The sequence below is a fragment of the Halomonas marinisediminis genome (assembly GCF_004347715.1).
In the GTDB taxonomy this organism is placed as follows: domain Bacteria; phylum Pseudomonadota; class Gammaproteobacteria; order Pseudomonadales; family Halomonadaceae; genus Halomonas; species Halomonas icarae.
The window spans coordinates 228,513-253,721 of record NZ_SLTR01000001.1; the positions used below are offsets into that span (position 1 = coordinate 228,513).

Annotated in this window: 26 protein-coding genes and 1 tRNA gene; 13 read left to right on the forward strand and 14 right to left on the reverse strand. The window is 65.1% G+C overall.

The annotated features are described in order from the left end of the window. Positions 1-28: 28 nt before the first annotated feature. Together coxB and E0702_RS01130 are read right to left on the reverse strand one after the other, a co-directional pair. Positions 29-1,147, reverse strand: a complete 1,119-nt coding sequence (gene coxB / locus E0702_RS01125; RefSeq protein ID WP_132041124.1) for a cytochrome c oxidase subunit II — start codon at positions 1,145-1,147, stop codon at positions 29-31. Positions 1,148-1,303: 156 nt separating this feature from the next. After that, complete coding sequence (locus tag E0702_RS01130; protein ID WP_132041125.1) at positions 1,304-1,477, reverse strand: DUF2970 domain-containing protein; 174 nt, start codon at positions 1,475-1,477, stop codon at positions 1,304-1,306. Positions 1,478-1,628: 151 nt separating this feature from the next. Between E0702_RS01130 and E0702_RS01135 the strand changes: the two genes are divergently transcribed. Beyond that, positions 1,629-1,958, forward strand: coding sequence for a hypothetical protein (locus tag E0702_RS01135; RefSeq protein ID WP_132041126.1), 330 nt, complete (start codon positions 1,629-1,631; stop codon positions 1,956-1,958). Positions 1,959-2,012: 54 nt separating this feature from the next. Here the strand turns inward: E0702_RS01135 and E0702_RS01140 are convergent, their stop codons facing one another. Both E0702_RS01140 and E0702_RS01145 read right to left on the reverse strand, forming a co-directional pair. Continuing rightward, a complete protein-coding gene (locus E0702_RS01140; protein WP_132041127.1) occupies positions 2,013-2,747 on the reverse strand; it encodes an LrgB family protein in 735 nt (244 codons plus the stop codon). Next, a complete protein-coding gene (locus E0702_RS01145; protein WP_132041128.1) occupies positions 2,744-3,103 on the reverse strand; it encodes a CidA/LrgA family protein in 360 nt (119 codons plus the stop codon). Before E0702_RS01145 ends, E0702_RS01140 begins: the two co-directional genes overlap by 4 nt. A 210-nt stretch (positions 3,104-3,313) precedes the next feature. On the opposite strand from E0702_RS01145, the gene E0702_RS01150 reads away from it, so the two are divergent. The 3 genes from E0702_RS01150 (at position 3,314) to E0702_RS01160 (ending at position 4,458) form a co-directional block, all read left to right on the forward strand. After that, positions 3,314-3,390: transfer RNA gene (locus E0702_RS01150), tRNA-Pro, on the forward strand. Between the two features lie 282 nt (positions 3,391-3,672). Continuing rightward, a complete protein-coding gene (locus E0702_RS01155; RefSeq protein WP_132041129.1) occupies positions 3,673-3,867 on the forward strand; it encodes a hypothetical protein in 195 nt (64 codons plus the stop codon). A 303-nt stretch (positions 3,868-4,170) separates the two neighbouring features. Further along, positions 4,171-4,458 carry a hypothetical protein gene (locus E0702_RS01160; RefSeq protein WP_240721632.1) on the forward strand — a complete coding sequence of 96 codons (288 nt, stop codon included), beginning with the start codon at positions 4,171-4,173 and terminating at the stop codon, positions 4,456-4,458. Between the two features lie 60 nt (positions 4,459-4,518). On the opposite strand, the gene E0702_RS01165 is transcribed toward E0702_RS01160, so the two are convergent. Next, on the reverse strand, positions 4,519-4,845 hold the full coding sequence (locus E0702_RS01165) for a 3'-5' exonuclease (RefSeq protein ID WP_132041130.1): 327 nt from the start codon (positions 4,843-4,845) through the stop codon (positions 4,519-4,521). A gap of 29 nt (positions 4,846-4,874) precedes the next feature. On the opposite strand from E0702_RS01165, the gene E0702_RS01170 reads away from it, so the two are divergent. The 3 genes from E0702_RS01170 (at position 4,875) to E0702_RS01180 (ending at position 7,415) form a co-directional block, all read left to right on the forward strand. Then, positions 4,875-5,387 (forward strand): CIA30 family protein, encoded by a 513-nt coding sequence (locus tag E0702_RS01170; RefSeq protein ID WP_132041131.1) that lies wholly within the window; start codon positions 4,875-4,877, stop codon positions 5,385-5,387. A 166-nt stretch (positions 5,388-5,553) separates the two neighbouring features. Then, positions 5,554-5,811 (forward strand): hypothetical protein, encoded by a 258-nt coding sequence (locus E0702_RS01175; protein WP_132041132.1) that lies wholly within the window; start codon positions 5,554-5,556, stop codon positions 5,809-5,811. A 203-nt stretch (positions 5,812-6,014) separates the two neighbouring features. Further along, the gene (locus tag E0702_RS01180) at positions 6,015-7,415 is read left to right on the forward strand and encodes an amidase (RefSeq protein WP_132041133.1); all 1,401 of its coding nucleotides are present in this window, start codon (positions 6,015-6,017) and stop codon (positions 7,413-7,415) included. 31 nt (positions 7,416-7,446) lie between these two features. Here the strand turns inward: E0702_RS01180 and E0702_RS01185 are convergent, their stop codons facing one another. From E0702_RS01185 to E0702_RS01215, 7 genes are all read right to left on the reverse strand, one after another. Further along, positions 7,447-7,908: a hypothetical protein gene (locus E0702_RS01185; protein ID WP_132041134.1), complete on the reverse strand. Its 462-nt coding sequence runs from the start codon at positions 7,906-7,908 to the stop codon at positions 7,447-7,449. A gap of 125 nt (positions 7,909-8,033) precedes the next feature. Continuing rightward, entirely contained in the window at positions 8,034-9,275 is a 1,242-nt protein-coding gene (locus E0702_RS01190; protein WP_132041135.1) for a DUF4236 domain-containing protein, read from the reverse strand. A 72-nt stretch (positions 9,276-9,347) separates the two neighbouring features. After that, a complete protein-coding gene (gene rmuC / locus E0702_RS01195; protein ID WP_240721633.1) occupies positions 9,348-10,781 on the reverse strand; it encodes a DNA recombination protein RmuC in 1,434 nt (477 codons plus the stop codon). An 86-nt stretch (positions 10,782-10,867) separates the two neighbouring features. Continuing rightward, positions 10,868-11,767, reverse strand: coding sequence for a DUF7281 domain-containing protein (locus E0702_RS01200; protein ID WP_132041136.1), 900 nt, complete (start codon positions 11,765-11,767; stop codon positions 10,868-10,870). A gap of 5 nt (positions 11,768-11,772) precedes the next feature. Continuing rightward, positions 11,773-13,011: a hypothetical protein gene (locus E0702_RS01205; protein WP_132041137.1), complete on the reverse strand. Its 1,239-nt coding sequence runs from the start codon at positions 13,009-13,011 to the stop codon at positions 11,773-11,775. Continuing rightward, positions 13,008-13,634, reverse strand: coding sequence for a condensin complex protein MksE (locus E0702_RS01210; RefSeq protein WP_132041258.1), 627 nt, complete (start codon positions 13,632-13,634; stop codon positions 13,008-13,010). The genes E0702_RS01205 and E0702_RS01210 overlap by 4 nt, the downstream gene beginning before the upstream one ends. Positions 13,635-13,705: 71 nt before the next feature. Beyond that, the gene (locus E0702_RS01215) at positions 13,706-17,383 is read right to left on the reverse strand and encodes an ATP-binding protein (protein ID WP_132041138.1); all 3,678 of its coding nucleotides are present in this window, start codon (positions 17,381-17,383) and stop codon (positions 13,706-13,708) included. Positions 17,384-17,879: 496 nt separating this feature from the next. Between E0702_RS01215 and E0702_RS01220 the strand changes: the two genes are divergently transcribed. From E0702_RS01220 to E0702_RS01240, 5 genes are all read left to right on the forward strand, one after another. Beyond that, positions 17,880-18,833, forward strand: a complete 954-nt coding sequence (locus E0702_RS01220) for a zinc metalloprotease HtpX (protein WP_132041139.1) — start codon at positions 17,880-17,882, stop codon at positions 18,831-18,833. 64 nt (positions 18,834-18,897) lie between these two features. Next, positions 18,898-19,749: a deoxyribonuclease IV gene (gene nfo / locus E0702_RS01225; RefSeq protein WP_132041140.1), complete on the forward strand. Its 852-nt coding sequence runs from the start codon at positions 18,898-18,900 to the stop codon at positions 19,747-19,749. A gap of 108 nt (positions 19,750-19,857) precedes the next feature. Then, entirely contained in the window at positions 19,858-20,853 is a 996-nt protein-coding gene (locus E0702_RS01230; RefSeq protein ID WP_132041141.1) for a TRAP transporter substrate-binding protein, read from the forward strand. Further along, the gene (locus E0702_RS01235; protein WP_132041142.1) at positions 20,854-21,384 is read left to right on the forward strand and encodes a TRAP transporter small permease; all 531 of its coding nucleotides are present in this window, start codon (positions 20,854-20,856) and stop codon (positions 21,382-21,384) included. Further along, positions 21,381-22,643, forward strand: a complete 1,263-nt coding sequence (locus E0702_RS01240) for a TRAP transporter large permease (RefSeq protein ID WP_132041143.1) — start codon at positions 21,381-21,383, stop codon at positions 22,641-22,643. Before E0702_RS01235 ends, E0702_RS01240 begins: the two co-directional genes overlap by 4 nt. Positions 22,644-22,763: 120 nt before the next feature. Here E0702_RS01240 and E0702_RS01245 read toward each other — a convergent pair whose 3' ends face one another. Beyond that, complete coding sequence (locus E0702_RS01245) at positions 22,764-24,143, reverse strand: FAD-binding oxidoreductase (RefSeq protein WP_132041144.1); 1,380 nt, start codon at positions 24,141-24,143, stop codon at positions 22,764-22,766. Positions 24,144-24,402: 259 nt separating this feature from the next. Between E0702_RS01245 and E0702_RS01250 the strand changes: the two genes are divergently transcribed. Further along, positions 24,403-24,603 carry a hypothetical protein gene (locus E0702_RS01250; protein ID WP_132041145.1) on the forward strand — a complete coding sequence of 67 codons (201 nt, stop codon included), beginning with the start codon at positions 24,403-24,405 and terminating at the stop codon, positions 24,601-24,603. On the opposite strand, the gene E0702_RS01255 is transcribed toward E0702_RS01250, so the two are convergent. Continuing rightward, positions 24,600-25,205 carry a DUF938 domain-containing protein gene (locus E0702_RS01255; RefSeq protein ID WP_132041146.1) on the reverse strand — a complete coding sequence of 202 codons (606 nt, stop codon included), beginning with the start codon at positions 25,203-25,205 and terminating at the stop codon, positions 24,600-24,602. The genes E0702_RS01250 and E0702_RS01255 overlap by 4 nt on opposite strands. Positions 25,206-25,209: the final 4 nt, after the last annotated feature.

Below are 25,209 nucleotides of genomic sequence, written 5' to 3' on the forward strand. Positions count from 1 at the left end.
CTCATCGCTTGGGAAAATCGCATCCGGCTTACTCTTCCAGCCGCTCGGCGATCTCCGACGGCTGAACCACATCGCCGGTCTCGTTGCCCCAGGCGTTGCGTTCGTAGGTGATCACGGCGGCAACCTCCACCGGACTCAGGGTGTTACGGAAGGCTGGCATGGCGGCACCCGAGACCCCGTTGACCACGGTCTCGATATGTCGCTCGCGCTCCTCCATCAGTGCCTGGTTGCCCGCCAGGGCCGGGAAGGCCGGCGGGTTGCCACTGCCATCGGGCTGATGGCAGGAGGCACACACCGCGTTGTAGCTCTGTTCGCCACGCGCCATCAGCTCGTCCAGGCTCCATTCGCGGTCGACACCGGAGGCCTCCTGAGCGGCCGCCTCCTTGCGCTCGGCCAGCCAGGCATTGAACTCCTCCTCCTCCAGCGCCTGCACCACGATCGGCATGAAGCCGTGGTTGATACCGCACAGCTCGGCACACTGGCCGCGATAGACGCCTGGCTCATTGATCCGCACCCAGTTCTCGTTGACGAAGCCGGGAATGGTGTCCTGCTTGACGGCCAGATCCGGCACCCACCAGGAGTGAATGACATCATCGGAGGTCATCAGGAAGCGCACCTTGCGATCCACGGGCAGTACCAGCGGCTCATCGACCTCGAGCAGATAATGCTCGCCGCGCTCCCCCTTGCCACGAATCGTCTCGCGGGGAGTGCCGAGATTGGAGGTAAAGGCGACATCCTCGCCGAGATACTCGTAGTGCCAGCGCCACTGCTGGCCGGTAATCATCACATCCAGATCGGCATCGGAGGGGTCATACATCTTCTTGAGGGTGGCCGTGGCGGGTACCGCCATGCCGATCAGGATCAGCAGTGGAATCGCCGTCCAGATCACCTCGACCAGGGTGTGCTCATGGAAGTGCGCCGCCTTGGCCCCCTTGGAGTGGCGAAAGCGGAACAGGGAGTAGAACATCGCCCCGAACACGATCACGCCGATGACCACGCAGATCCAGAAGATGGTCATATGCAGGGAGTGGACCTCACGACTCACATCGGTCACCCCCACCGGCATGTTCCAGCCATTGGCCATGGCCAGCGTCGTCATCAGGGGGACGACCAGGCAACCTGCTGTCCACACGATGAACGTGCGCATCGGCGCCTCCTCCTTGCTGGTTATCGTGACTTGTTATTGTCGTCTCACGCGCTAGCCGCACGCGGATGGTCGTTCGATTCCGCTGTCTCTGTAAGGAAGTGTAGACACCCACACTGCGGCCAACGGTCGCGCCCTCGCCCACCGCCAACGCCTTTTTCAACGCGCCGCCGACACGGCGATGAATGCAACGACCGCCACGAACACCAATCCCATCAGGATTCCCACGGCGATGAACGCCACGGGATGCCCCTCCTCGAAGTCCTCCCGACGCCGGGCATCCTTCTGTACGCCGAAGAAGGCCGCCAGTACCGACTTGACCACGCTCCACATCGCACTCGCTCCCTGACATGCACCCTGAACTCAACTAACGAGGGCAGCGCTCCAGCGCCGCCCTCCCGCCTACGGTCTCCTATACTCTAGTCAACATCACGAGGCGTATGCCGTATCAACCAGCCGCTGGCGTAGTGACCAGGAGATCGTCATGTCCCAGAACCCCTTCTCCAACCCGATGCTTGAATGGTGGCAGCAGCAGTGGACCAAGGGTGCCAACCCCATGGCACGCACCCAACTGGCCTGGATGGAAGGCCTCGCCGAGGCCCTGCAGTTCGAAGCCGAATTCCTGAAGGCCATCGCCGAGAGCGGTGAGAGAATCGCCGAGTGCTTCGACGGGCCACAGCCCACTACTCCAGAGGAGGTGCAGGCCTGCTATGAAAAGCTGGTGAAGGAGGTGAGCAACGCGCAGATGAAGCGCCTGGAGCACGCCACCAAGCTCAGCCATGATTTTCGCAAGCGGATATGGGAGGAGATCTAGCCATCCAGCAGCGACGACACCACCCTACTCAGGCGCCCCCGATCGGGCGCCTTTTCAGTTCCCCAGCCCGAAGAGCCGCGTGATCAGCGGCAGCAGAAACGCCGTAAGCAGCCCCGTCAGCCCCATGGCCAGGCCCGAGAAGGCCCCGGCCACGGCGCCGATCCGCGCAAACGCCTGGGCCGTGCCGAAGCCATGGGCCGACAGCCCCAGGGCAAACCCCTGCACCACCGGATCCTGGATCCGCAACAGACGAAATATCCAGGGCGACAATGCACAGCCGATGGATCCCGTCAGCAGCACCAGGCCCGCCGCCAGCGAAGGAATGCCTCCGATCTGCTCGGCGATCCCCATGGCGATGGGAGATGTCACCGAACGCGGCGCCAGGGAGAGCACCGTTTCCAGGCGCGCTCCCAGTGCCAGGGCAATGCCCAGGGTGCTGGCCACCGCCGTGACGATGCCCAGCAGACAGGCCAGCAGCAGTGGCACCAGCAGCCGCCTGACCCGCTCACGATGGTCATACAGGGGGATCGCCAGTGCCACGGTGGCCGGCCCCAGCAGGAAGTGGATGAACTGCGCCCCCTCGAAGTAGGTGGTGTAATCCATATCCACCAGCAGCAGCAGGCCGATCAGCATGACGATGGCGAGCGTTACCGGGTGCAGCAGTGGCGTGCCCCCGAGAGCCGTGTTGATGCGCACCGCCAGGCTGAACATCAGCAGCGTCATCAGCAGCGAGAGCAGCGGGTTCCCGGAGAGATAGACCCACAGCTGGTCCAGCGTCGCCAGGCTCATCGCGACTCCCCTCCCCGGCGACGGATTAGCCGATCCAGTCCCCAGGCGGTCGCGGCCAGGGTCAACCCCGTGGACACCACCAGGGTGATCAGGATCGGCCACAGGTCCCGTCCGATCAGCGTGAAGTGCACCATCAGCCCCACCCCCGCCGGAACGAACAGCAGGGTCAGGTAGCGCAGCAGACCCTCGCCTGTCATGCGCAGGCTCCTGGGCACCTTGCCATTTACCATCAGCCCAATCAGCAGGATCACCATGCCAATCACCGGCCCCGGTATCGGCAGCGTCAGCCCACGCGCCACCAGCTCCCCCAGGAACTGGCAAGCCAGCAACACACTCATCCCCATGATCAACGGCACGGCTACTCCCCCTCTGCAACCCCGACAACGCCCGATACGCGGCGTAAACCGCCGACATCATAGAGCATCATCGCGGCACGCCCCAGCGCTCCCAACCCAAGCATCTGAAAAGAAAGTGCAAAAGGGGCTTTTCATTTGCCAGCTAACGCGCTAGTATACGCCTCGTTCTCGGGGCACAGGCCAGACGGTCAGGAAACCGAAAACGCGAGTCGGAGCGTGGCGCAGCTTGGTAGCGCGTTGCAATGGGGTTGCAAAGGTCGCAGGTTCGAATCCTGTCGCTCCGACCAGAAACATCAAGAGAAACCGCCACTTACGGATCATGCCGGGTGGCGGTTTTTCGTTGTTTTCATTTCAGTTGCCAATAGATAGCCAATACAGATACCGGCAACGGAGCGCTGCCCAGAGAGGTAGTGCCTTTTCTCGGTGGCTGTGGCTCACTGCAACAACAACCAGGCCATGCCGAATGCCCAACTGGAGGTTGAATCATCTATAACGCATACTAAAAGGTAGCCTTGCAGTGCATGCGGATTGTTAATCGCACTGCTTGAAGCAAATAAAGGAGTCAGTGTATGAAGGTTCGCATCAGGTCATATCGCAGGATCCGTGCGGTGGGGTCTGTTATGGACTTCTGGCCGACGAGCAACTATGTCGAGCACATGCCAAAAGGCACACCTCAGCAGCGCCTGGGGCAGTACTGGCAAAATGTGGGCAACCAGATTTGCAAGTCCATCAAGGATTATGAGCAGCTGAGTCATGAGCGGTGAAACCCCGAAACAGCCTAACGCTGAAGAAACCGCTAACGTGAACAAGGATAGTCACCGGAACACCGATACTGTCGGTGACTACCTTGAGCCAGAAGCAGACACCAGCGCCCTGCTTCAAGGCCTCAAAAGTGGGCAGTTGAACCCAAGCCAGCAAGAAGCGTTGTCTAGCATGCTCGTCGAAGAGGAACCTCATCAGCATGTCATGGCAGTTCAACAGCATACGACCATGTACACTCTCTACCCCACCCTGACCACTTCAACGCCTACGACGAGCATACGCGCCGCACTATCCTGCAGATGGCCGTGGATGACCAAAAACATACCCACGACATGCAGAAAACCGGGCTAAGCGGTGCCATAGAGAAGGACAAGCGAGGCCAGCGCTACGGCTTGGCTATTGCTCTTGGGGGCTTCGTTACCGCCGCGATCATCGCGCCATTCAGTCCCGCCGTGGCAGGCCTCATCGGAGCGCTAGACCTCTTTGGCATGGTGGCCCTGTTCGTCGCCCCGAGAGTGCTGGAGGAACGAGCAGCCAAGCAGAATAGCCACAACCAGAAGCCTGCTGAGGATCAGCAGACTGACGAAAAATAGCAAGCCCCTCAGTACACCATCGCGGCGGCATGCTCAATGAGGCCAACACCGCCGTCTCAGTCAAAACCACTCACTCATCTGCCCATAGCCGAACACAAACGCCAGCTTTCTGGCACGCGTCAGGCTGACATAGAGCAGCGCGCGCTCTTCGTTCTCACGCTGGCGACGGGTCACGGCATCGGCGGCTGACTGAAGCAGCGGCACCAGGCCGCGATTGGCAGAAGCCACAAACACCGCATTGTACTGGTACTGGGTAGCCGCGGCTTGAAGCACCCGGGAGCAGCCGGCCGAACTCGGTTCGAGCCCGGCCCGCTGGCGCTGCTCTTTTCCAACGGTGCAATGGTGCCCCCGGAAGACACAGAGTGTCCCGACAGGCAAACTGGGCATCAGGCGATACGCGACCCCGAGGTTCCCCCATGACGGCACACCTGATCGACTTTCAACACGCGGCCGAGGCCGAGCGCTGGCGGGCCATCAACGATGATGTGATGGGCGGCGTCTCCCGCGGCAACCTGCAGGTGCAAGACGGTGTGGGGGTGTTCAGTGGCGAGACGTCCCTGGAGAACAACGGCGGTTTCGCTTCGGTTCGCCGCGAGCGCGAGGCCATGGACCTGAGCGGCGCTCCGGGCCTGTTGCTCCATGTGCGCGGCGACGGCCGCTGCTACCAGCTGCGCCTGCGCACCAACCAACTGTTCGAGGGCGCCGCCTATCGGGCGCTGTTCCAGCCCCCCACCGGCGAGTGGCAACGCCTTGCCCTGCCCTGGCACGCGTTCGAGGCGGTGTTCCGCGGTCGGCGACTGGAGGACGCCCCGCCGCTCGATCCCGCGGCGCTCCGGCAGGTGGGGTTGCTTATCGCCGACCGGCGGTCGGGGCCCTTTCGGCTGGAGGTGGCGTGGATCGGGGAGATGAACGGCCAGGAAAGTAAATAACATTTCTTTTACGCCACTTTTTAACACGCCTAAAACTTACAAAATTAGCTACTTTTTATTTAAAACGGTATCATGGAGGGTCAGCTAAAAAGTGTTACTTCAAGGCATGATACTGGATTCTGTGGCCTAGTTGAGGGTCTGGTATGTTTAGGAGGTCAACGCATCAATGATGGACATCTTCAAGGTAGTTCACGATGGAGACACCATCGGATTCTTCCCTGCCACCACCTGGGGCCAGGCTTCCAAGTCGGGGGCAAACTTTCATCGAAAGCAGACCGGTGAGAATGTCCCTTGGGAGCATGTAACGACTACCTGGATCAATCCGAAGCATTATGAACAGGAGGGTGTTCCTGCAGAGCTTTATGCAGCGCCCTCCTCTACCGAGACGACCGATACTGTCGACGCCGAGTATGTCACTGCCTAGGTGTTATGATTGAGCGCTGAAAAGAAAAGCCATGCCAACCTGGCATGGCTTTTCTGTTATCTATTCCAGTGACTTTACTGGCCCTCCGTCTGACGACGACTCACTCATAGTGTGAGAAATCGCCATATCCGTGGCATCACCCGAAGATACTCCGAAGCCAAAACCACAACTCGATTCGTGACTGACAACAAGGAAATACAGCCATGACCGACTCCCCCCTCAGGCTCCCGCTCCGTGAGATACATACCGCACTGCGCAGCAACAAGCTCACGGCCACGTCACTGGCAGAGGCCTCCCTTGAGGCCCATCGTAGCCGCGGTCAGCATGATCACGCCTACATGACCTGGAACGGCGAGGCCGCCCTCGCCCACGCCCAGGCTACAGATCAAGTGATTCGTCAGGGGGGAGACACCGGCGCGCTGATGGGCATCCCCGTATCGCTCAAGGATTTATTTGCGGTGCCGGGGCTGCCGACCTATGCCGGCTCGTCCCAGCGGCTGCCACCACGGTGGGAGCAGGCCGGACCGCTGGTCAGGGCCCTGCTCGCCCAGCTGCCCAGCGTGATGGGCAAGACCCATACGGTGGAGTTTGCCTTCGGCGGCCTCGGGACCAATGCCCACTGGGGAGCGCCTCGTAACCCCTGGGATCTTGAGAATCACCGAATCCCCGGGGGCTCGAGCTCCGGGGCTGGGGTATCGCTGGTCGGTGGCACCGCCAGCCTGGCCTTTGGAACGGATACCGCGGGCTCGGTGCGCATCCCCGCCTCCATGACCGGAGTCGCAGGCCTCAAGACCACCGCGGGACGCTGGCCCGGGAAGCGGATCGTGCCGCTCTCCCCGACCCTGGACACCCCAGGGCTGCTGGCTCATCGCGTCGACGACCTGGCGTTTGCCTTCGATGCCCTGGATGGTGCACTGACGGGCCGCGATGACCGCGTCCCAGCCACGCCGGCCCTCGCCGATCTCACCCTTGGCGTGCCCAGTGCGTTTTTCTGGGATGACTGCAGCCCTGGCATTGCCGAGTGCGTCGAACAGGCCATCCGCCAGCTCGAGGCCGCCGGGGCGCGCCTGGTGACCCTGGATCTGCCCAACACCGATGAGGCGTATCGGCTGTTCATGGAGGGTGGGGTGGCCGCGGCGGAGCTGTCGGCCTTTCTCAAGACCGAGCTTCCCGACGCGATCGCCGCGCTGGACCCCAATGTTGCCGCCAGGGTCGAGGCGGTGGACGACATGCCCGCCTGGGAGTACGTGCGCCGACGCGCCCTTGTCGACAAGCTGTATGGCATGGCCGAGAGGGAGATCGCCGGTGTGGACGCCATGCTCACCCCCACCGTGGCGATCACACCGCCCACCGTGGAAAGTCTGCTTTCGGTGGAGGCCTATGCAAGGGCCAATATGCAGGCGCTGCGCAATACCATGATCGCCAACTTCATGGGGCTGTGCGGCCTGACGCTGCCGGTGGGTAACGATAGCGCCGGCATGCCGGTGGGCTTGCAGGTAATGGCGGGCCCCGGCCAGGAGGCGCGACTGCTGGCGATCGGTCAGAGCATCGAGCAGCGGCTCGGTACTGGGATCAGCATCCTTGGTGAGCCGCCCGCACCATGATGAATCTGTGGCGTCGGCAGCTGAAGCGACGCTACGCCTCCGCCTCGGCCAGTGTCTTCAGCCGCCCGACGCTATCCTCCAGCTCCTCAACGACTCGCTCCATCGCCTCGATGCGGGCATCCAGGTAGTCCTGGGCGGCATCATCGGTGGCATGACGGCTGTCCAGGCGCGCCTGGCTGGTGGCGCTCTTCAGCGCCCCCGCCAGGGCCTGCAGGCTCTCGGCAGTCCGCTGGGCCTGGGCGGCATTCTCCCGCTCGGCGTCGGCGCTGTGGCCAAAGAAGATAGGCACCACGTTGTCGTCGGCGTCGAAGGCGATGGCGTCACGCAGGGCCAGCTCTGCCGCACTGTAGCCGCCGGCACTGCTGTCGTCGGCGGCACTGTCGCGCACCACATGACCGGCATGGTCGAGAATGCGCCACTCGTAGGGCTCGTCGCCGTAGACCTCGATGCGGCCGGACTCATAGGGGCGATCGATGCGGTAAATGACGTTCATCACGACTTCCTCCAGACGGACGGCTGGGCGCTAGCAGGATGATTCGGCGCCGTTCTTTTCAACTGATACCAGCTTATCGCGACGTTAAGGCCAGCATCTTGACCGGGCTCAGGCCCGCCCTTCGCTTATACCAGCTTCAGCGGCTCGATATCGCGAAAGATGCCGGTCTTGGTCATGTCGCGGCGCAGGGTGAAGGCCTCGAGCGCCGCCACCGGATCGACCTGCTCTAGGTTGTCGAACGCGATACGCTCCCACTGCTCCCGGGTCACCTTGACGCTATAGAGATACTGGTCAGATTCACTGCCGGTCGCCGGGTCGGTAGTCTGGCGGTAGCCCGACACACGCGCCTCCTTGACCCCGGGCAGGCGGGCAAACACCGCCCCCAACACGCGAAAGGCGATACCATGTACGTGATCACGATAGAGCTCACGCTGACGTGTGGCGCTCAGTCGGCGGGGCGAAAGCTTGAGCTGCTTGGGTGGCATGGCCCAGTAGTGGTCCGGCATCTCCTCTTCCCGGGGCAGGTCGATATCCACCGCAATGGTCGCGGTATCGCTGCCCAGCTCGAAGTCAACCAGCGTCTCGCGGGGCCAGTCGATCTCCTCGAGACGCTCGCGCAGCGTCGCCTCCATCGCCTGCGGGTCATCCCACACCCCATCGCTCTCCCGCTGATAGCGGGAAAACTCCGTGGCATCATGCTCGGCCTTGCGCCACTCCCAGGCGCGATAACGCTCATCGAACTCGCTCTTGAGGCGGGCATTGCGCGCCTCACGGCGACGCCTCGCCGGCGGGCACAGGGCATGCCACCATACCGGCGACAGCGGTTGAAATGGCGGTGGCGGGGCCTCGTCGAACTCGCTGACCTCATAGCCGTTGGACTCGGGCGATGGGGTCTCCTCGTGCAGCCGCCCCAGTCTCTCGATCTCGGCATTCAGACGGTCACAGTGGGCCTGAAGCTGCTCGCGCAGGCTCGCCTCGGCATGGCGGCGAATGCTGCGTGCCTCGGCATCACTCATGGGCGTGCCATCGCCATGGAAGTAGTGGAGCTGACCGCTCTCGTCGACCTCCAGCCGCAGCGGCACACTATCGCCCTCGGCCAATCGCGCCTCGAGCGCCGCGGCATCGCCACGGCTGGTGCCTTGCCCCGCCTGCTGGCGGCCGCCGCTTGATCCACCGCTATCGCGACCATCCAGGCGCTGGCGATAGGCCAGGCCGGTGCCTGGCAACCCCACATGGCCCTGCACACCAGCGGGGCCCACGCTCAGGCTGGCCCCCCGTGGCCCCACCGAAAGGCCGAGCCCCCCCTTGCCGAGGTTGAGGCGAACACCCGGCGCCAGGCGAATACGGCGCTGAAAACGAAAGGCCATGTCGGTTCTCTACCATCCCTGTCGGTCAGTGGCTCTCACCGCCAGTCTAGCCGTCCCGCGCGGCCGAGGCATTTAACGCTCTTCTCCCGCTGTCGGTTCGACCTGACTGGCTGCTCCCGAGGAGCCGACCTCCAGCCGGGCCCGCTCCAGCACCTCGGCGGGCAGCTCCTTCTTCACCGCCACGCCCAGCTCGCGGAACTCGTTGGCCTGCTTGACCAGGTTGCCACGCCCGTTGACCAGCTGACCCAACGCCTTGTCGTAGCTCTCGCGGGCGCCGTCGAGCTTCCTGCCTACGTCCTGCATGCTCTCCAGGAAGGAGGAGAGCTTGGTATGAAAGCGCTCGGCCTTTCTCGCCAGCTCGGCGCTGTGGCGGCTCTGATTCTCGAAGCGCCATAGCTGGCCGACGATATTCAGGCTGGTCAGCAGCGTGGTGGGGGTAGCCACTAGCACGTTGCGCTCGATGGCCCGCTGATAGAGGGTCGCATCGTGGCGCAGGGCCTCGATATAGGCCGACTCCACCGGGATAAACATGATCACCACCTCCGGGGAGTTGAGTCCCGGCAGATCATAGTAGTGCTTGTCCGCCAGCTCCTCGATGCGGTCGCCCACGGCGCTGGCGTGGTCGGCCAGCGCCCGCCGGCGGGTCAGCTCATCCTCGGCATTGACATACTCCAGATAGGCGGCCAGGGACGTCTTGGCATCGATCACCAGATGGCGCCCCTCGGGTAGATAGACCAGCGCATCCGGGCGGCGCTTGCCCTGCTCGGTGGTGAAACTCTTCTCGCGTTGATAGTCCACCCCTGCGCGCAGGCCCGCACTGTCCAGCACGTTTTCCAGCATCAGCTCGCCCCAGTTGCCCTGCACCTTCTTCTGCCCCTTGAGGGCTTCGGTCAGCTGAGCGGCCTGGTCGGTGATATCACGATTGAGCTGCTGCAGATGCTTGAGCTCGGTGGTGAGGCTGGCACGCTGGGCGGTCTCCTGGGTGTGCAGGGTCTCGACCTTGTCGCGAAAGCCCTTGATCTCCTCCTGAAACGGCTTGAGCAGCCCCTCAAGGCTGCGCTCGGAGAGCGAGGTGAAGGCCCTGCCCTTCTGCTCCAGCAACTCGTTGGCGAGGTTCTCGAACTCCACCTTGAGCTGCTGTTTGCTCTCCTCCATCCAGGCCAGCTGACGGGCGAAGTGAGCCTCCTTCTCCTCCAGCCGGGTGGTCAGTTCGCCATGGGTCTGCTTGAGCGCATAGTAGGCGTCGCGGAAGCGCTCGAGCTCACGCCCCCGGGCCTCGACGGCCTCACGCTGGGTCTCCACCTCGCCTTCGGCCACCTGCAGCGCCACCGTCTGTTCGCGGGCCTCCAGCTGCTGGGCGTGAAGCGCATCGCGGGCCACATCCCGCTGATGGCGCACGGCGCCTAGCCGGCGCTGCTGGAGAAAGAAGGTGATCAGGATACCGACCACCAGCGCTACCAGGCCGGTCAGGGCATGGCGCATATCGAGCTGCTGAAGAAGTTCCACGGGCACGTCATCCTGATAAGGTGAAGTTCGAAGGAGAAGTTCGAAGGAGAAGTTCGAAGGAAAAGTTCGAGGGCATCGGTGCCACATCACGGTGAGGATGGCAATCCATCGTGCAGCGCCACCCGCCGCCACTGCTCGGCATCGCCAAACCACTGCTGGCGCAGGCCGCGCTGGTCGTCCAGCAGAATCGCCAGGGAGTCGGCCAGCGGGTGCCCGTCGGGCAATCCGGCGACATGGGCTCGCAGTCGTTGCTGATCGCCCTGCTGCTCTGGCGGCAAGTGCTGGGGGTTGGCCCGCTCGGCAAGGACCACCAGCGGCGGCAACAGCAGATGCGTGGCACCACTGGAGAGCGCGATGCCGACCCCCTTGGCGTCGAAATCCCCCAGATAGAGATGCGGCTTGCCGCCCGCTTGCCAGGCCTCGGCCAGCCGTGAGAAGCCACCGCCATAGTGGCGGTCGCCACGGTAGAGAACCAGCAGCGATGACCAGCCCTCCAGGGCCGGAATCGCCGGCGAGAAGTCATAGAAGCCATCCAGGTTCTCTATCTGCACCAGCACCTCGAAGGCGTCGAGGTCGATATCTCGCCAGTCGATATCCACCACCTCGCGCTGGCGCTTGATCAGCCCGACTCGCTCACCCATCGCCGGCAGGCTGGCCAGTACTCGCTGCTCCCGGGGCTTTTCGCGCATAGCCTTGTCCTCGCGATTGCCAAGCGCCGCCTGCTGCGTGGTGCTCAGGCCAGCGAGGTCGGCCCCCAGGGCAGGCTCGCCCAGGCCGACCAGGGTCTCATCGATCACGCCAAGCAGCTCGGCGTCGAGTCGCAGCCGGTCATGGGAGAGACGCGCCCCGAGCTCGATATCGTGATCCCGGCACCAATCGACGATATCGTTGATGACGGGCCGGCGCTTCCTGTCCACGACGGGTCGGGTGACCAACTCCTGCAGGGCGTCGCGCAGCAGCTTACGGGCTCGATTGGATAGCAGCATGGCACTTACGCCAGTTGCACGACGACGTCGTGGATCAGTCGCAGATGATTGTAGGGGCTGGCCTGGCTCTCCTGCTGGCTCAGGCGAAAGGCGCGCTGTTCGTTGCGGGGCAGGCCCTGGAACTCGGCGATCACCTGGAACAGCCAGATCTCCTCACCCCACTCAAGCGCGCCTTCCTGCCGATAGGCCAGGGCGCTGACGCCTTCACCACCGCGATCCACCACCGAGAGGTAGAAGCGCTCCACCTCCTCCTTGAGCGCCTGGTGACGAGCGGCGACCAGGGCGTCCTCCTGGGGCGCGGCGGCACCGGCGGCGGTCACCGGCTCCGGACGCTGGGCCGGGCGCGGCAGCCGGTGCAGCAGCTCGGTCAGCGCCCGGCTATCGGGATGGTGGTCCAGGGCCGCGGCGCCGGCGGCGACCAGCGGCGTGGCGCGATTGACCAGCGCCGGCACCTCGCCGCGCCGGGCATAGTTGCCGGGCACGAACCCCGGGTGCTCGCGCAGGAAACCGGCCATGCCGGCCACCAGGCGGCTGCGTGACTGCTGCTGGCGAAAGCGTGCCATCAGCTCGACCATGCGCCGCTGTACCTCGCGCAGGCTGGTGTAGTGCTGGGTCAGCTGCTGCTGCAGGCCGCTGACCAGCAGCTTGCGCAGGGCGCCGTCGCTGCCCACCAGCGCGATCAGCTCGTCGAAGTCGATCAGCGCCAGCCCATCGAGCAGCCGCACGATCTGCTTCTGGGCACGCTCGTTCTCGCGGATCTTGTCGCCCAGCCGGCTGACGAAGCCGAAGTCGCCGTTGAGGCGTCGCCACAGGCTGTCGATGGCATCGGCGAAGCGGCCGTTGAGGTCATCCACCTCCTGGCGAAGGCGCAACAGCTGCTGCTCCTGGCGCCAGTATTCACCGCCATCGCGGGCCTCGCGGTAGCTCTGCACCAGGCTGCGCATAAGCTCCAGGGTCTCGGCGACATCGGCGTTGACGTGGCGGCGACTCTCGTCGGCCAGCATCTCGGCAATCAGCTCCCGCACCTTGGGAGCGAGCTTGACGCCCCCCTGCTCGTCCGGTCGCCACAGGATGCGCGCCGCCAGCAGCCGATTGAGCGCGGTGGTGCTGAGCCCCTCCAGCGGCACCTCGTCCCGGGCGTAGCCCGCCATCAGCGCCTCGGCATGCTTGCCGAGCAGCGCCAGCCGCTCGACCCCGGTGGTGATCAGGCGGCTCTCCAGATCATGGGAAGGGGCATCACTCACAGCAGGCTCTCCTGGCCACTGGGCGCCTGGTCATCCACCGGCAGGTTCTCCTCGTCGCGAATGAAGCGCACCAGATCGATGAGGTAGTCGATCTTGGCGGTGACCAGGTAGTACTGGCGATCGGGATGGGGTTGCAGCAGATAGCCGTGCTCCCTGAGCCGCTTGAACACCTGCTTGAGCTGGGCATCGAGCTGGTCGCTCTGGGAGCCGAAGAAGGGATCGCCCGCCAGGCGCTCGAGGCGCTCGCGCAGCCCCTGATGATCCTCACAGCGGGAGCTGAAGTCGGCGGGCTTGAGCACGTCACCCGGGGCGGCCGGGCCATCGCGCCCCAACGCCTCCTGCACCAGTTGCAGCCACTCCAGCAGCGGGAGCAGGCTGTTGACGGTATCCGCCAGCTGTCGGGAGAGCTGCTCCCGGGCCCCTTCATCGAGGGTCCGCCAGGCCAGGAAGTAGACGCTACCCTCATCATTGGTGGCCAGCCGCCGGTTGAGCGGGCGCAGATAGGCATCGATCCGCTCGCGGGTCCGCTCGTCCTGCAGGTGACGAAAGGCGCTTTCGTCGCTGACCGCACACAGGAACTCGCCGGCCAGCAGCCGCTCGACCAGTGGCCCCAGCGCCACCAGGGAGCGCTCGGGGCTGGCATGTGCCGAGATCATCGCCTCGTCGCTTTCCGCTTGAGGGTTCATGTCCTGGCTCATGATGCCACCTCCTCGGCGCGTGCCTGCAGGCGCTGTGCCAGGCGGCTCAGGCGGGGCTCGATACGCTTGAGCCGCCGCTTGGCGGGCTCGGCCTCGTCACGGTCGATCAGATAACGATTATGGAACAGCAGCAGCACGTCCGACTCCGGGTTGGGGAAGGCGCCGACGATATGAATATGGTTGTTGTCGCAGGCGTCGAACAGCTTCTCGACGTTGTGGTAGGCGAGGGTACCGATCTCGTCGATCGGCCAGTGGATGGCGATCTCTGCCGGCCCGCGCAGCAGCCGGGTAAAGGCGAGCAGGAACTTGCACAGGATCAGATAGGCCATGCCGTGGCTGGAGGACTCCAGCAGCTGACGATCATTGCGGATCACCAGGTCGGTACCGCCCTCGTTGAGATGCAGCTCCAGGCGCAGCAGGCTCTCGAAGCTGTACTGCTGGTCACTGCGCAACAGTTCGACCACATCGGCCAGGCTGTCGAGATAGTCGTCGCCGGGAAGCGGCTGGCCGGAGTCGCGCCACTCGCGGTAGTGCTGGGAGAATCGCTTGAGCGGTTCCCAAAAGCCCAGCTCGTCGATGGTGGACTGGATCTTCACCTCGGCGCGGCCGATGCCCTCGAGCTTGAGATCGTCGGCCACCTCATCCGACAGGCGCCGGCTCTGGGCACTGATACGCCGGTTGAGGTCGCTGAACACGGTAAAGAACTTGTCGAGATCATCGGAGAGGTTGCGCCCCTCCTGCAGCAGCTGCTGCTGTTGGCCCTCGAGAAGCTGCAGCATGCCGGCGATCACCGGCAGCAGGCGGCGCGGACTCTCGCCATCGAGCCGGGCCCGCTCGGCCTCCAGGGTATCCTGGAAGTCGGCGCTGGCCCCCTTGATCAGCTCGGACTCCAGCTTCTCGCAGCCGCGGCGCAGGGCCTCGAGCTCGCGGGCATGATCGGTAAGCCCCTGACGCAGCCGCTCGATGCGCTCCTCGGTATCCCCGGGCACCTCGCCGAGGGGCTCGGGGGCCGCCACCAGGGCCAGGGACTCGAGCTTGTCGAGCAGCGGAGCGAGGGTCTCCACCAGCCTGCTGGCCGCATCACGGCGGGCCGTGAGCTCATTAACCGTCGCGCGGTACTCGTCGCGGGCGGCGTGGAAGTCGGCACGGTGCTGTTGACGTCGACGCTCGAGGGCATCGCGCTCGCGAGAGAGCTCGGCCTCCTTCTCCACCAACCGCGGCTTGCGCTCGCCCCACTCCACGCGCATGAAGCGGGCATAGGCATCGAGCTCCTCGCGGCGTCCCTCGGTATCACGAATGCGACTGGCCAGGGCCTCCATGCGCGCACGAGTCTCGCGCACGCTGACCGGATCGACCCCCTGCTCCGCCAGTTCGCGGTCATAGGCCGCTTCGAGCTCCTCCCGCTGACGGCGGTGCTCCTCCTTATGCTCGGTGAGCTGACGGCGGTGCTGCTGGATCTGCTGGTCGAAGCCGGCCAGCCGCGCCTGAAAATCGGCGGTAAGCTCGAGGCGCTGGGCACGGTGGCCGTCGGCCAGCGATTCCAGGGCCTGGCGCTGCTCCTCACGCAGGGCCTGATGGGCGGCCTCCTGCTCGGCCAGCGATTCACGGCTGGCGGCCTGGCGCGCCTGCTGGGCGGCGGCATGGCGCTGCTGGCACTGGCTGCGCGCCTGCAGGGCGTAATCCACCTCTTCGGCGGCGCGGCGCCGCGTGGTACGGGCGCGCTCCAGGCGGGCATCGACCTCCTGCACCCGTTGATGGCTGGCCCGCAGTGACTTCTCGGCCGCCTTCTCATCCTCCTGGGCTTCGCCCAGCGCCGCCTCGGCGGCGGCGATGGCGGCCTGAAGCTCGGCCTCGTCCTGGGCATAGTCGGGCGGTTCGATGGCGGCCAGATCCAGTGTCAGGCCGAAGAGGTCGTCGCTCGCCCTGTCGTTGAACTGCGGGGCGAGGTCGCGCCGCTCCAGCAGCTCGGGCGCCACCACCTTGCCCAGGGTCTGCTCCCAGCCCGGCCGGTGGTGGCGCAGGAAGTGGCGCAGGCTGCCCTGGGCGGGGTCGCGTTGCAGCTGCAGCGCCGCGAGGTGCGCCTCGGCGCGGGTGCGCCGGGCCCGGGCCCTCTCCAGCGCGTGCTCGGCCGCGTCGCGCTCCTGCTTGCGCCCATCGAGCTCGCCACGCAGCTGCTCCATGGCCGCCGCGGCAGATGCCTGCTCGCTCTGGGCCTGGTCGACCCGGGCCTGGGCCTGCTCCGCCTCGCGGGCCTCCTCGGGGCTCTGGGCGGTGTGCGCAAGGCCCGCCTTGAGCTCGGCAAGACGCTCGGTGATCTGCGCCAGACGGGCGCGGTAGTCGTCGTCCAGCGCCTGGCGGCGGGCCTGATGGTCGGCATCCAGGCGTCCTTCGGCCTCGCTCTGCTGGTCGCGACAGGCCTCCTTCTCCTCCCCCAGGGCATCGATCAGGCCCTGAAGCTCATCGCGTCGCGCCTCGAGGAGGTCGCCCAGCTCCACCAGGCGTGCCTCCAGCTTGGCCTTGCTCTCCTTGACCGCTTGCTGCATCACCTCCAGATGATCGCGTAGCTGTTGCTGCTGCTCACGCCACTGGGGCAGCGCCTTGAGAGCCTGCTCCAGGCTCGGCATATCGGCCGCCTCGAAGGCCTCATACTGGCGCTGCAGGTCATCGAGCACGCCGCGGGTCTGCTCCAGTTCGCTGTGCAGCTCGCTGGCGCGGTCGTTGTCGGCATCGCGCTGCTCGCGGTAGGCCGTCTCGCGGGCCTGGAAATCACGCTGTCGCTGCTGAATCTCGGCCTCACGCTCGGCCTGCTCGCGCTCGGCGCGGTGACGATCGGCCTCCAGCTGGGGCTTGAGCTGCCAGAGCGAGGCCTCCAGATCGGCGATCTCGCGATCCAGGCGCTCCAGCTCACCCAGTGAGCGCTGCAGGGGCTCCAGGCGCATGGACTGGCGCATGCGCGAGATCCACTCACGGGCCTTGGTGTTGCGGATACGGGTCACCGGCAGCTCGACGCCATCCTCCTCGAAGATCGCCGCCAGCATGGTCTTGAGGGTGTCCATCTTGCCCTCCTTGGCGTGCACCGCCGAGACCAGCTTCTCGATATGGCGGATGCGCTGGCCGGGCCTCACCAGGCTGAAGCGAGCGGCGGTCTGACGCAGGCGTAGCCCCTCCTTGCTGTTGCCCCGGGGCTGGCTGCCGGTCTGGGTGAAGTCATTCTGGATCACCGCACGATACTCGGAGGTGGCCCCCAGCTTGGGCGAGACCGATACCCCTCGGCGGCGCAAGCCATTGCTCCACTGGGCATAGTCCAGCGCCACCACGCCGCCGTCGCTCTGCACCAGATAATCCTCGGGCCGGTAGGCATCGCCCACGAAGCGGTACTCGACCCCGCCCTCGGCACGGCGGGTCAACACCGCCTGGCAGAGATCCCCCTCCTCGCGACGGTACTCATACACGAGGTAGCTGTTGCGATGGGGGAGATAGAAGGCGTCGAACTTGAGGCGTGTGCGCGGCACCACCCGATTGGGCAACTCACCGTAGAACACCGGCACCAGCCGCTGAAGGGTGGTCTTGCCCGAGGCATTGGTACCGCAGATATTGGTGTGGCCATCCACACTGAGCTCGACCACTCCCTCGAGGTGGCCGTGGATCATCACGATGCGTAGCAGCTGGCCCATGTCGCGTCCCTGGTCGTTGGCAAACCGATCACCGACCCGTCGCCGGTGAGGCCACATAGTGCCGGAGGCGCAACCTCATCTCAATTGGACGCTGTCGTCAGCACTCCTTGCCGAGCCGGGAGCAGCGGGATACTGAAAGGGAGGCGGGGTAAGAAGGTGGGGAAAGAGTCGCGAATATTGGCCATCCCTGGCCCTGGAGCGCTCAGTCGATGTAGGTGCTGAGTGCCTCTTCAGACGCCTTGATGGCTTCCGCCTGACGCAGCAGATGCTCCAGGACTTCCGGGGTGTGAATGGGCAGTGACATCGTTACTCTCCTAGTTGTTTGTCCGTTTAATAAAACGCATCAACGCACTGTTTTCAATCCTTGGGAAGTATTTCCATAAACTTTTTACACGCTGACATACACTGTTACAGAGAGGGGGTGCCGCACGCGTCAGCGGCCAGGGTTACCACGGGTCCGCCAGGCCTTGCCTATGGCCCCAACAGGAGATTCGCCATGCGCTCTCGCCTCACCGCCCAGCGGCTGCATAACACCTGCCAGCACCTGCTGATCCTGGCCGGCATGTCGATACTGCTCGCCATGCCGGCCTGGCTGCTGGCGGGCCCCGTGGGCGTGCTGTGGGTCTTCGGCCTGGTGATGCTGACCCTCTACCTCGGGGGGCGAATTCCGGCCAGGCTGGTGCTGGCACGCAGTGGCGCCGGGGCGCTGCACCGACATCAGGCGCCGCAGCTCTACCGGGTGATGGAGCTGCTCTACCGGCGCGCGGGGATCTCCCAGCCACCCTGGCTCTTCTATGTTCCCTCCGCGGACCTCAACGCCTTCGCCGTGGGCGATGCCCGGGACGGTGGCATCGCGATCACCGAAGGCCTGCTGCACAGCCTGCCCCTGCGCCAGCTGGCCGGCGTGCTGGCCCATGAGGTCAGCCATCTGCGCCACGGTGATACCCGGGTGATGTCCATGGCCGCCACCATGACGCGACTCACCGTGTGGGGGGCCATGCTGGTGCAGCTGGCGCTGATTGCCCTGCTGCCGATGGTCATGGCCGGCGAGATCCGCATGCCCTGGCTCGAGCTGCTCGCGGTCGGCCTGGCGCCTCTGGCCAGCTCCCTGCTGCAGCTGGCCCTGTCGCGCAACCGCGAGTTCACCGCGGATCTGGAGGCGGCGGCACTGACCCGCGACCCCCAGGCGCTGGCCGAGGCACTCGCGACACTGGAGCGGCGTAACGGCATCTGGCTGACGACCCTGTTCGGTCGCCGGCAGCTGCCGGGCTGGCTGCGCTACCTGCAGACCCATCCACCCACCGGCGAGCGGATCCAACGCCTGATGGCGCTGGCCGAACGTCAGGGTCCCAGGCCACCCTCCGGACGCCCCTACCACCCTCGTGAACCGCTGGTGGAGGTGCGTCCCGAACGTCGTGGCCATCGTTACTGGCTGGGACGGCGCCGTTGAAGGTTGCCGTCCCGCCCTGGACGCCTACAATGCCGCGATATCAAACCGTTACAGGGAGAGAGCAGTGAAATATATCGGAGCCCATGTCAGCGCCGCCGGGGGTGTCGACAAGGCGGTCGAACGCGCCGTGGAGATCGGCGCCAACGCCTTCGCGCTTTTCACCAAGAACCAGCGCCAGTGGCGAGCCAAGCCCCTCACCGACGAGGTGATCGAGGCCTTTCGCAGCGCCTGCCGGCGCCATGGCTTCGGACCCGGCCAGATCCTTCCCCATGACAGCTATCTGATCAATCTGGGTCACCCGGAGGCCGAGGGACTGGCCAAGTCACGGGCGGCGTTTCTCGATGAACTGCAACGCTGCGAGCAGCTTGGCATCGACCGCCTCAACTTCCATCCGGGCAGCCATCTGCGCAAGATCAGCGAAAGCGACTGCCTGGCGCGCATCGCCGAATCGCTCAACGAGACGCTCGCCCAGACCCTTGGCGTCACCGCGGTGCTCGAGAATACCGCCGGACAGGGCAGTAACCTGGGGTGGCGTTTCGAGCATCTCGCCGAGATCATCGAGCAGGTGGAGGACAAGACACGGGTCGGGGTCTGCATCGATACCTGCCACGCCTTCGCCGCCGGGTACGAGCTGCGCACTCGGGCGGCCAGCGTGGCGATGCTCGACGAGTTCGATGCCGTGGTGGGCATCGAGTACCTCAAGGGCATGCATCTCAACGATGCCAAGAGCGAGTTCGGCAGCCGTGTCGACCGTCACCACAGCCTCGGCCAGGGCAATATCGGCAGCGACTGCTTCACCGCCCTGATGCAGGATCCGCGCACCGACACTATCCCGCTGGTGCTGGAGACCATTGAGCCCGCCATCTGGGCCGAGGAGATCGCCTGGCTGCGTGCCCAGGCCGCTCCCCTGTCGTAGCCGATGCCAGGCAACCCCGCCCGAATGAAATTGACCAGCCTCCCAAGGGCAGTGCATGCTCTTGCCGCTGGATTTCGCAACACGCTGACCCCAATAAGGAAACCGATAATGAACGGCTTTATCCGCAGCACGCTGGCACTCTCCGTCTCCCTGGCCATGGCCGCCGGCGCCCAGGCCGACGAGTTCGCCGACATGGACCCGATGACCCTGCGCCTGGCCCATGTGGTCAATGAGCAGGATGGCTTCCACCTCGCCGCCATGAAGTTTGAGGAGCTGGTGGAGGAGCGCACCGGCGGCAAGCTGGATATCGAGCTCTACCCCAACGCCACCCTGGGCGACGAGCGCACCCTGCTCGAGGGCATGCAGATCGGCACCGTCGACATGGGCGTGATCACCAACGGGCCGGTGGCCAACTTCCTGGAGGAGATGGCGGTCTTCGAGCTGCCCTTCCTGTTCCCCAGCCCTGAGGCGGCCTATGAGGTGCTCGACGGCGAGATCGGCCAGGAGCTGCTGGACCGACTCTCCGAGGTCAACCTCAAGGGCCTGGCCTATGCCGAGCGCGGCTTTCGCAACCTGACCAACAGCGAGCGCGCCGTGGAGAGCCCCGAGGATATCGACGGCCTGCGCATCCGCGTGATGGAGAACCCCGTCTACGTCGACACCTTCCGCGAGCTGGGCGCCAACGCCGTGCCCATGGCCTGGACCGAGGCCCTGACCGCCATGCAGCAGGGCACCATCGACGGCCAGGAGAACCCGGTCAACGTGATCCACTCCTTCAAGCTCCATGAGACCCAGGATCATATGACGCTGTCGCGCCATACCTATGCCCCGGCGCTCTTCGTGATGGGCATGCCGGCCTGGAACAAGCTGCCGGAGGCCGCCCAGTCGGTGATCGAGCAGGCCGCTCAGGAAGCCGCCGAGCATGAGCGCCGGGTCAACGCCGAGATGGAGGCCGAACAGCTGGCGGCATTGCGTGAGGCGGGCATGCAGATCGTCGAGGAGCCCGATATCGCCGCCTTCCAGCAGGCCGTGACCCCGGTCTATGAGCAGTATGGCGAGCAGTTCGGTGACTACCTGCCGCGTATCCAGGAGGCCCTGAAGTAAGTGCCTTCCCTCGCCCATTCCCTGCTGCGACCGCTGCAGTGGAGTGAGCGCGCCCTCGACGCCGTCATCGCACCCGTGGTCTTCACGGCGATGGCGGCGTTGATCGGTGTGATCACCCTGCAGATCCTGTCGCGCGTGCTCTTCACCGCGGTGGGCTGGACCGAGGAGGTGGCCCGCTTCCTGCTGGTCTGGATCACCTTCCTGGCGGGCACCCTGGCGTTCCGCCGCGGACGTCATATCGCGGTGACCTTCGTGGTCGATGCCCTCCCCGGCCTGCCCCGACGCCTGGCACGCATCGCCGCCCTGCTCGTGGCACTGGGCTTTCTGCTCGCCCTGGTCGTGATCGGCTGGGAGTACATGCAGGTCCAGAGCTTCCAGAAGTCGGCCTCGCTGCGGGTCTCCATGACCTGGATCTACGCCGTGATTCCTCTCTCGGCGGCGATCATGGCCTGGTATGCCCTGGTGGATATCGCCACCCTGGCCCTGAACGGTGACGCCGCCCCCTCCAGCGACGATGAGGAGGCACCATGACCGCCCTGCTCCTCCTGCTGTTTCTGCTCTTCATGCTGCTGGGGGTGCCCATCGCCCTGGCCATCGGTGCCAGCACCCTGGTGGCGCTCAACGCCCAGGGCGTGCCGCTGATGGTGGTCACCCAGCAGATGTTCCAGGGCATCAACTCCTTCGCCCTGGTCGCGGTACCGATGTTTATCCTGGCAGGCGACCTGATGGCCCAGGGCAAGGTCAGCGAGAAGCTGGTCGACTTCGCCGATTCGCTGTTCGGCTTTCTGAAGGGTGGCCTGTCGATCGTCTCGGTAGGCGCCGGGATGTTCTTCGCCGCCATCTCGGGTTCCGGCGCCGCCACCACCGCCGCGGTGGGCTCGAGTCTGGTGCCGGAGCTGCGCAAGAAGGGCTATGAGCCCGCCTCGGCCGCCAGCCTGATCGCCGCCAGCGGCACCATCGGGGTGGTGATCCCGCCCTCGGTGCCGATGATCATCTATGCGGTGATCGCCCAGCAGTCGGTGTCGGCCCTCTTCCTGAGCGGCATCCTGCCGGGCATCGCCATGGGCCTCGGGCTCTCCGCCATCGCCATCGTGCAGGCCTATCGTCGCAACTACCCGCGTGGCACCGCCCTGTCGGCGGCCACCATCTGGCGTACCTTCAAGAGCGCCAGCTGGGGATTGATGACCCCGGTGATCATCCTCGGCGGGATCTTCTCGGGGGTCTTTACCCCCAGCGAGGCGGCGGTGATCGCGGTCAACTACGCGCTGCTGGTGTCGCTGTTCGTCTATCGCGACCTGGGGCTCAAGGATGTCTACCGCATCCTGATCCGCTCGGCCATCACCACCTCGGTGATCATGCTGGTGATCGCCACCTCGGCGGTACTTAGCTGGACCCTGTCGAGCTGGCAGGTGCCCGGCGCCATCGCCCAGGCGGTGCTCTCGCTCTCCACCAACCCGCTGGTGATCATGCTGCTGGTGGTGGCGGTGATCCTGCTCACCGGTGTCTTTATCGAGACCGCCAGCGCGCTGATCATTCTGACGCCGGTATTGCTGCCGCTGGTCACCCAGCTGGGCATCGATCCCATCCACTTCGGGTTGATCATCGTGGTGGGCCTGGCGATCGGCATGATCACCCCTCCGGTGGCGATCAATCTCTATGTGGCCTCGTCGGTGACCCAGCTGCCGCTGGAGCGCATCACCCGAGCGATCCTCCCCTATCTGCTGGGGCTGATCGCGGTGCTGCTGCTGGTGGTCTACGTGCCGATCCTGGCCGGCTGGTCGGGCAGCTAGGCAGATTCGTGAAGGCCTGAAACCGCGATGCCGCCGGGTCAGGCGGCATCGTTCATCGTTCTAGAGTCGTCTCAGGCCCTTCTCGCTATCTCCGGGCCCGACCACCCCTTCCGGCAGTGATCAGGGCAGCACCTTGCCCGGATTGAGCAGTCCCTTGGGGTCGAGCGCCTTCTTGAGCATCTTCATCACCTCGATCTCATCCTCATTGCGGCTCAGATATAGATAGTCACGCTTCTCCATCCCGATGCCATGTTCGGCCGAGATGGAGCCGCCGATCTCGGCCAGGGGCTGATACACCAGCTTCTCGACCGCATAACGGCTCTCCCTGCCGGCATCGCCCACGGTCACCATGATATGCAGGTTACCGTCCCCCAGATGGCCGAAGGTGACCAGTCGGCCCGCTTCGGGGAACGCCTGTGCCAGCTGCCGCTCCAGGTCGGCCACATAGGACGCCATGGCGGGAATCGGCAGGCTGACATCGAAGGAGAACATCGGATCCAGGGCACGGATCAGCACCTCGATATTCTCCCGTATCGCCCATAGCTCCTGACGCTGGGCCTCGGAACTGGCCAGCACGGCATCGCTGATCAGCCCCTCTTCGAACGCCTGCTCGAGAAGCGCCTGAAAGCGTTCGGCATCGTGCTCCCGATCCACCCCCTGGGTCTCGATGATGGCATAGAAGGGCGAATCGACCGGCAGGGGCGCCCTATGAGCACCGCTCTCCTCGGTCATCAACCGATAGTGACTGTTCCACAGCGCCTCGAAGGCGCTCAGGTCGAGGCGCCTCGACGTCAGGTCGAGTAGTGTGGTCAGGGCGTCGAAGGTGGGGACCGCGACCATGGCGCACTGCTCGCTGGGCAACCGTGGCTGCAGCCTGAGCACGGCACGGGTAACGATGCCCAGGGTGCCCTCACTGCCGATAAACAGCTGCTTCAGGTCATAGCCGGCATTGTTCTTCAGCATCCTGTTCATGGAGCTGACCACCCGGCCGTCCGCCAGCACCGCCTCGAGGCCGAGCACCTGCTGGCGCATCATGCCGTAGCGAATCACCTGCACACCGCCGGCGTTGGTCGCGATATTGCCGCCGATGGTGCAGGAGCCACGGGCCCCGAGATCCAGCGGAAACTGCATGTCGATCTCGGCGGCGGCCTCCTGCACGCTCTGCAAGGGGATGCCGGCCTGTACCGTCATGGTGCCGCCCACCGCATCCACCTCTTCGATGGCCGTCATGCGCTCCAGCGAGATCACCAGCTCGTTGGCACTGGCGACGGCCCCATGGACCACGCCGGTCACGCCACCATGAGTCACTACTGGCTGGCGTGCCTTGTGACAGAGCGCCATGATCTGACTCAACTGCTCGGTGGTGGCCGGGCGTACGATGGCGGCTGCCTCGCAGGGCATCGAGCTGAACCAGTCGGCGGAGCGTTCCAGCACGGCCTCACCTGTCAGCACATTGTCCGGTCCCAGAATTTCCGTCAGGCTTTCGAGCAGTTGGTCCATGTATTGCGATCCTGTGTTGACGTGAGGTCGGTGAAGAGTCCGGCGAGATTACTCGCCGCCACTGCCCGACTCAAGCCCCGCCATTCGACGCCACCCACCCGCCACCGCTGCGCAGGATAAGACGCCATGCCACTGGCGAGAGTGTCAGCGCGCCGAGCGGCGACCGGCCACTTCCCTGATGTCGACAGACGAGGTAGCGTTGAGGCTTCTGTCTGGCGCTCGCCCTTGGCGCTTCTCGATAACACCGGAATCTATCCCCATGCTGACGACACGCTTACTTCTGGCTGCCACCCTGCTGGGCACTCTGCTGCTTGCAGGCTGCACCACCTACACCTTCGACGATGGGCACAGGGAGACGGTATGGGGGGTGCCCGCCGAGGATGAGACCCTCAGCCGGGAGGAGCGCGAGAATGCACCTCCCCGCTACCGTGAGCCCGGGGAAATCCCCGAGGCTCGCTAGTCGCGAACGAGTACCACGCTAAGATTATTGGCGGGCATCTGCAGCGTGCGCTCGAGCCTGAGGCCATGACGCTCGGCCTCGGCGACCACCTCCTCGAGATCCCGCACCCCCCAGCGTGGGTCGCGCCGTCGAAGGTCGGCATCGAAGGCGGCGTTGCTGGGTGCCGTGTGTTCGCCAGCGCGTCGATAGGGGCCATAGAGATAGAGCACGCCGCCGGAGACGAGTCGCTCACCGGCGCGCGCCATCAGCGCCTCGCTCACCGCCCAGGGCGAGATATGGATCAGGTTGATCGCAACGATCGCCTCGAAGGGCCCCATCGGCCAGCTTTGCTTATCGGTGGCGTCGAGACGCATCGGCGCAAGCAGATTGGCCTGGCCCGTCTGCTCACGCCAGGCGGCGATGGAGGCCAGCGCCTCGGGGGTCGGGTCACTCGGTTGCCATACCCACTGGGGCATGGCGGTGGCGCAGTGCACGGCATGCTCACCGCTGCCACTGGCCAGCTCCAGCACCCGTGCACGCTCGGGCAACGCGGCCTGAAGCACCTCGAGAATCGGCTGACGATTGCGCGCCGCGGCGGGGCTGTATCGACGGGAGTCGGTCATGACG

What these genes read in the sequence shown, in the direction of transcription:
- E0702_RS01155 (WP_132041129.1), top strand. Translation starts at nt 3,673, where the DNA reads ATGAAGGTTCGCATCAGGTCATATCGCAGGATCCGTGCGGTGGGGTCT.
- E0702_RS01220 (WP_132041139.1), top strand. Translation starts at nt 17,880, where the DNA reads ATGCGCTCTCGCCTCACCGCCCAGCGGCTGCATAACACCTGCCAGCAC.
- E0702_RS01170 (WP_132041131.1), top strand. Translation starts at nt 4,875, where the DNA reads ATGACGGCACACCTGATCGACTTTCAACACGCGGCCGAGGCCGAGCGC.
- E0702_RS01250 (WP_132041145.1), top strand. Translation starts at nt 24,403, where the DNA reads ATGCTGACGACACGCTTACTTCTGGCTGCCACCCTGCTGGGCACTCTG.
- E0702_RS01135 (WP_132041126.1), top strand. Translation starts at nt 1,629, where the DNA reads ATGTCCCAGAACCCCTTCTCCAACCCGATGCTTGAATGGTGGCAGCAG.
- E0702_RS01230 (WP_132041141.1), top strand. Translation starts at nt 19,858, where the DNA reads ATGAACGGCTTTATCCGCAGCACGCTGGCACTCTCCGTCTCCCTGGCC.
- E0702_RS01190 (WP_132041135.1), bottom strand. Translation starts at nt 9,275, where the DNA reads ATGGCCTTTCGTTTTCAGCGCCGTATTCGCCTGGCGCCGGGTGTTCGC.
- E0702_RS01215 (WP_132041138.1), bottom strand. Translation starts at nt 17,383, where the DNA reads ATGGGCCAGCTGCTACGCATCGTGATGATCCACGGCCACCTCGAGGGA.
- coxB (WP_132041124.1), bottom strand. Translation starts at nt 1,147, where the DNA reads ATGCGCACGTTCATCGTGTGGACAGCAGGTTGCCTGGTCGTCCCCCTG.
- E0702_RS01245 (WP_132041144.1), bottom strand. Translation starts at nt 24,143, where the DNA reads ATGGACCAACTGCTCGAAAGCCTGACGGAAATTCTGGGACCGGACAAT.
- E0702_RS01175 (WP_132041132.1), top strand. Translation starts at nt 5,554, where the DNA reads ATGATGGACATCTTCAAGGTAGTTCACGATGGAGACACCATCGGATTC.
- E0702_RS01165 (WP_132041130.1), bottom strand. Translation starts at nt 4,845, where the DNA reads ATGCCCAGTTTGCCTGTCGGGACACTCTGTGTCTTCCGGGGGCACCAT.
- E0702_RS01240 (WP_132041143.1), top strand. Translation starts at nt 21,381, where the DNA reads ATGACCGCCCTGCTCCTCCTGCTGTTTCTGCTCTTCATGCTGCTGGGG.
- E0702_RS01255 (WP_132041146.1), bottom strand. Translation starts at nt 25,205, where the DNA reads ATGACCGACTCCCGTCGATACAGCCCCGCCGCGGCGCGCAATCGTCAG.
- E0702_RS01180 (WP_132041133.1), top strand. Translation starts at nt 6,015, where the DNA reads ATGACCGACTCCCCCCTCAGGCTCCCGCTCCGTGAGATACATACCGCA.
- E0702_RS01140 (WP_132041127.1), bottom strand. Translation starts at nt 2,747, where the DNA reads ATGAGCCTGGCGACGCTGGACCAGCTGTGGGTCTATCTCTCCGGGAAC.
- E0702_RS01185 (WP_132041134.1), bottom strand. Translation starts at nt 7,908, where the DNA reads ATGAACGTCATTTACCGCATCGATCGCCCCTATGAGTCCGGCCGCATC.
- E0702_RS01200 (WP_132041136.1), bottom strand. Translation starts at nt 11,767, where the DNA reads ATGCTGCTATCCAATCGAGCCCGTAAGCTGCTGCGCGACGCCCTGCAG.
- E0702_RS01130 (WP_132041125.1), bottom strand. Translation starts at nt 1,477, where the DNA reads ATGTGGAGCGTGGTCAAGTCGGTACTGGCGGCCTTCTTCGGCGTACAG.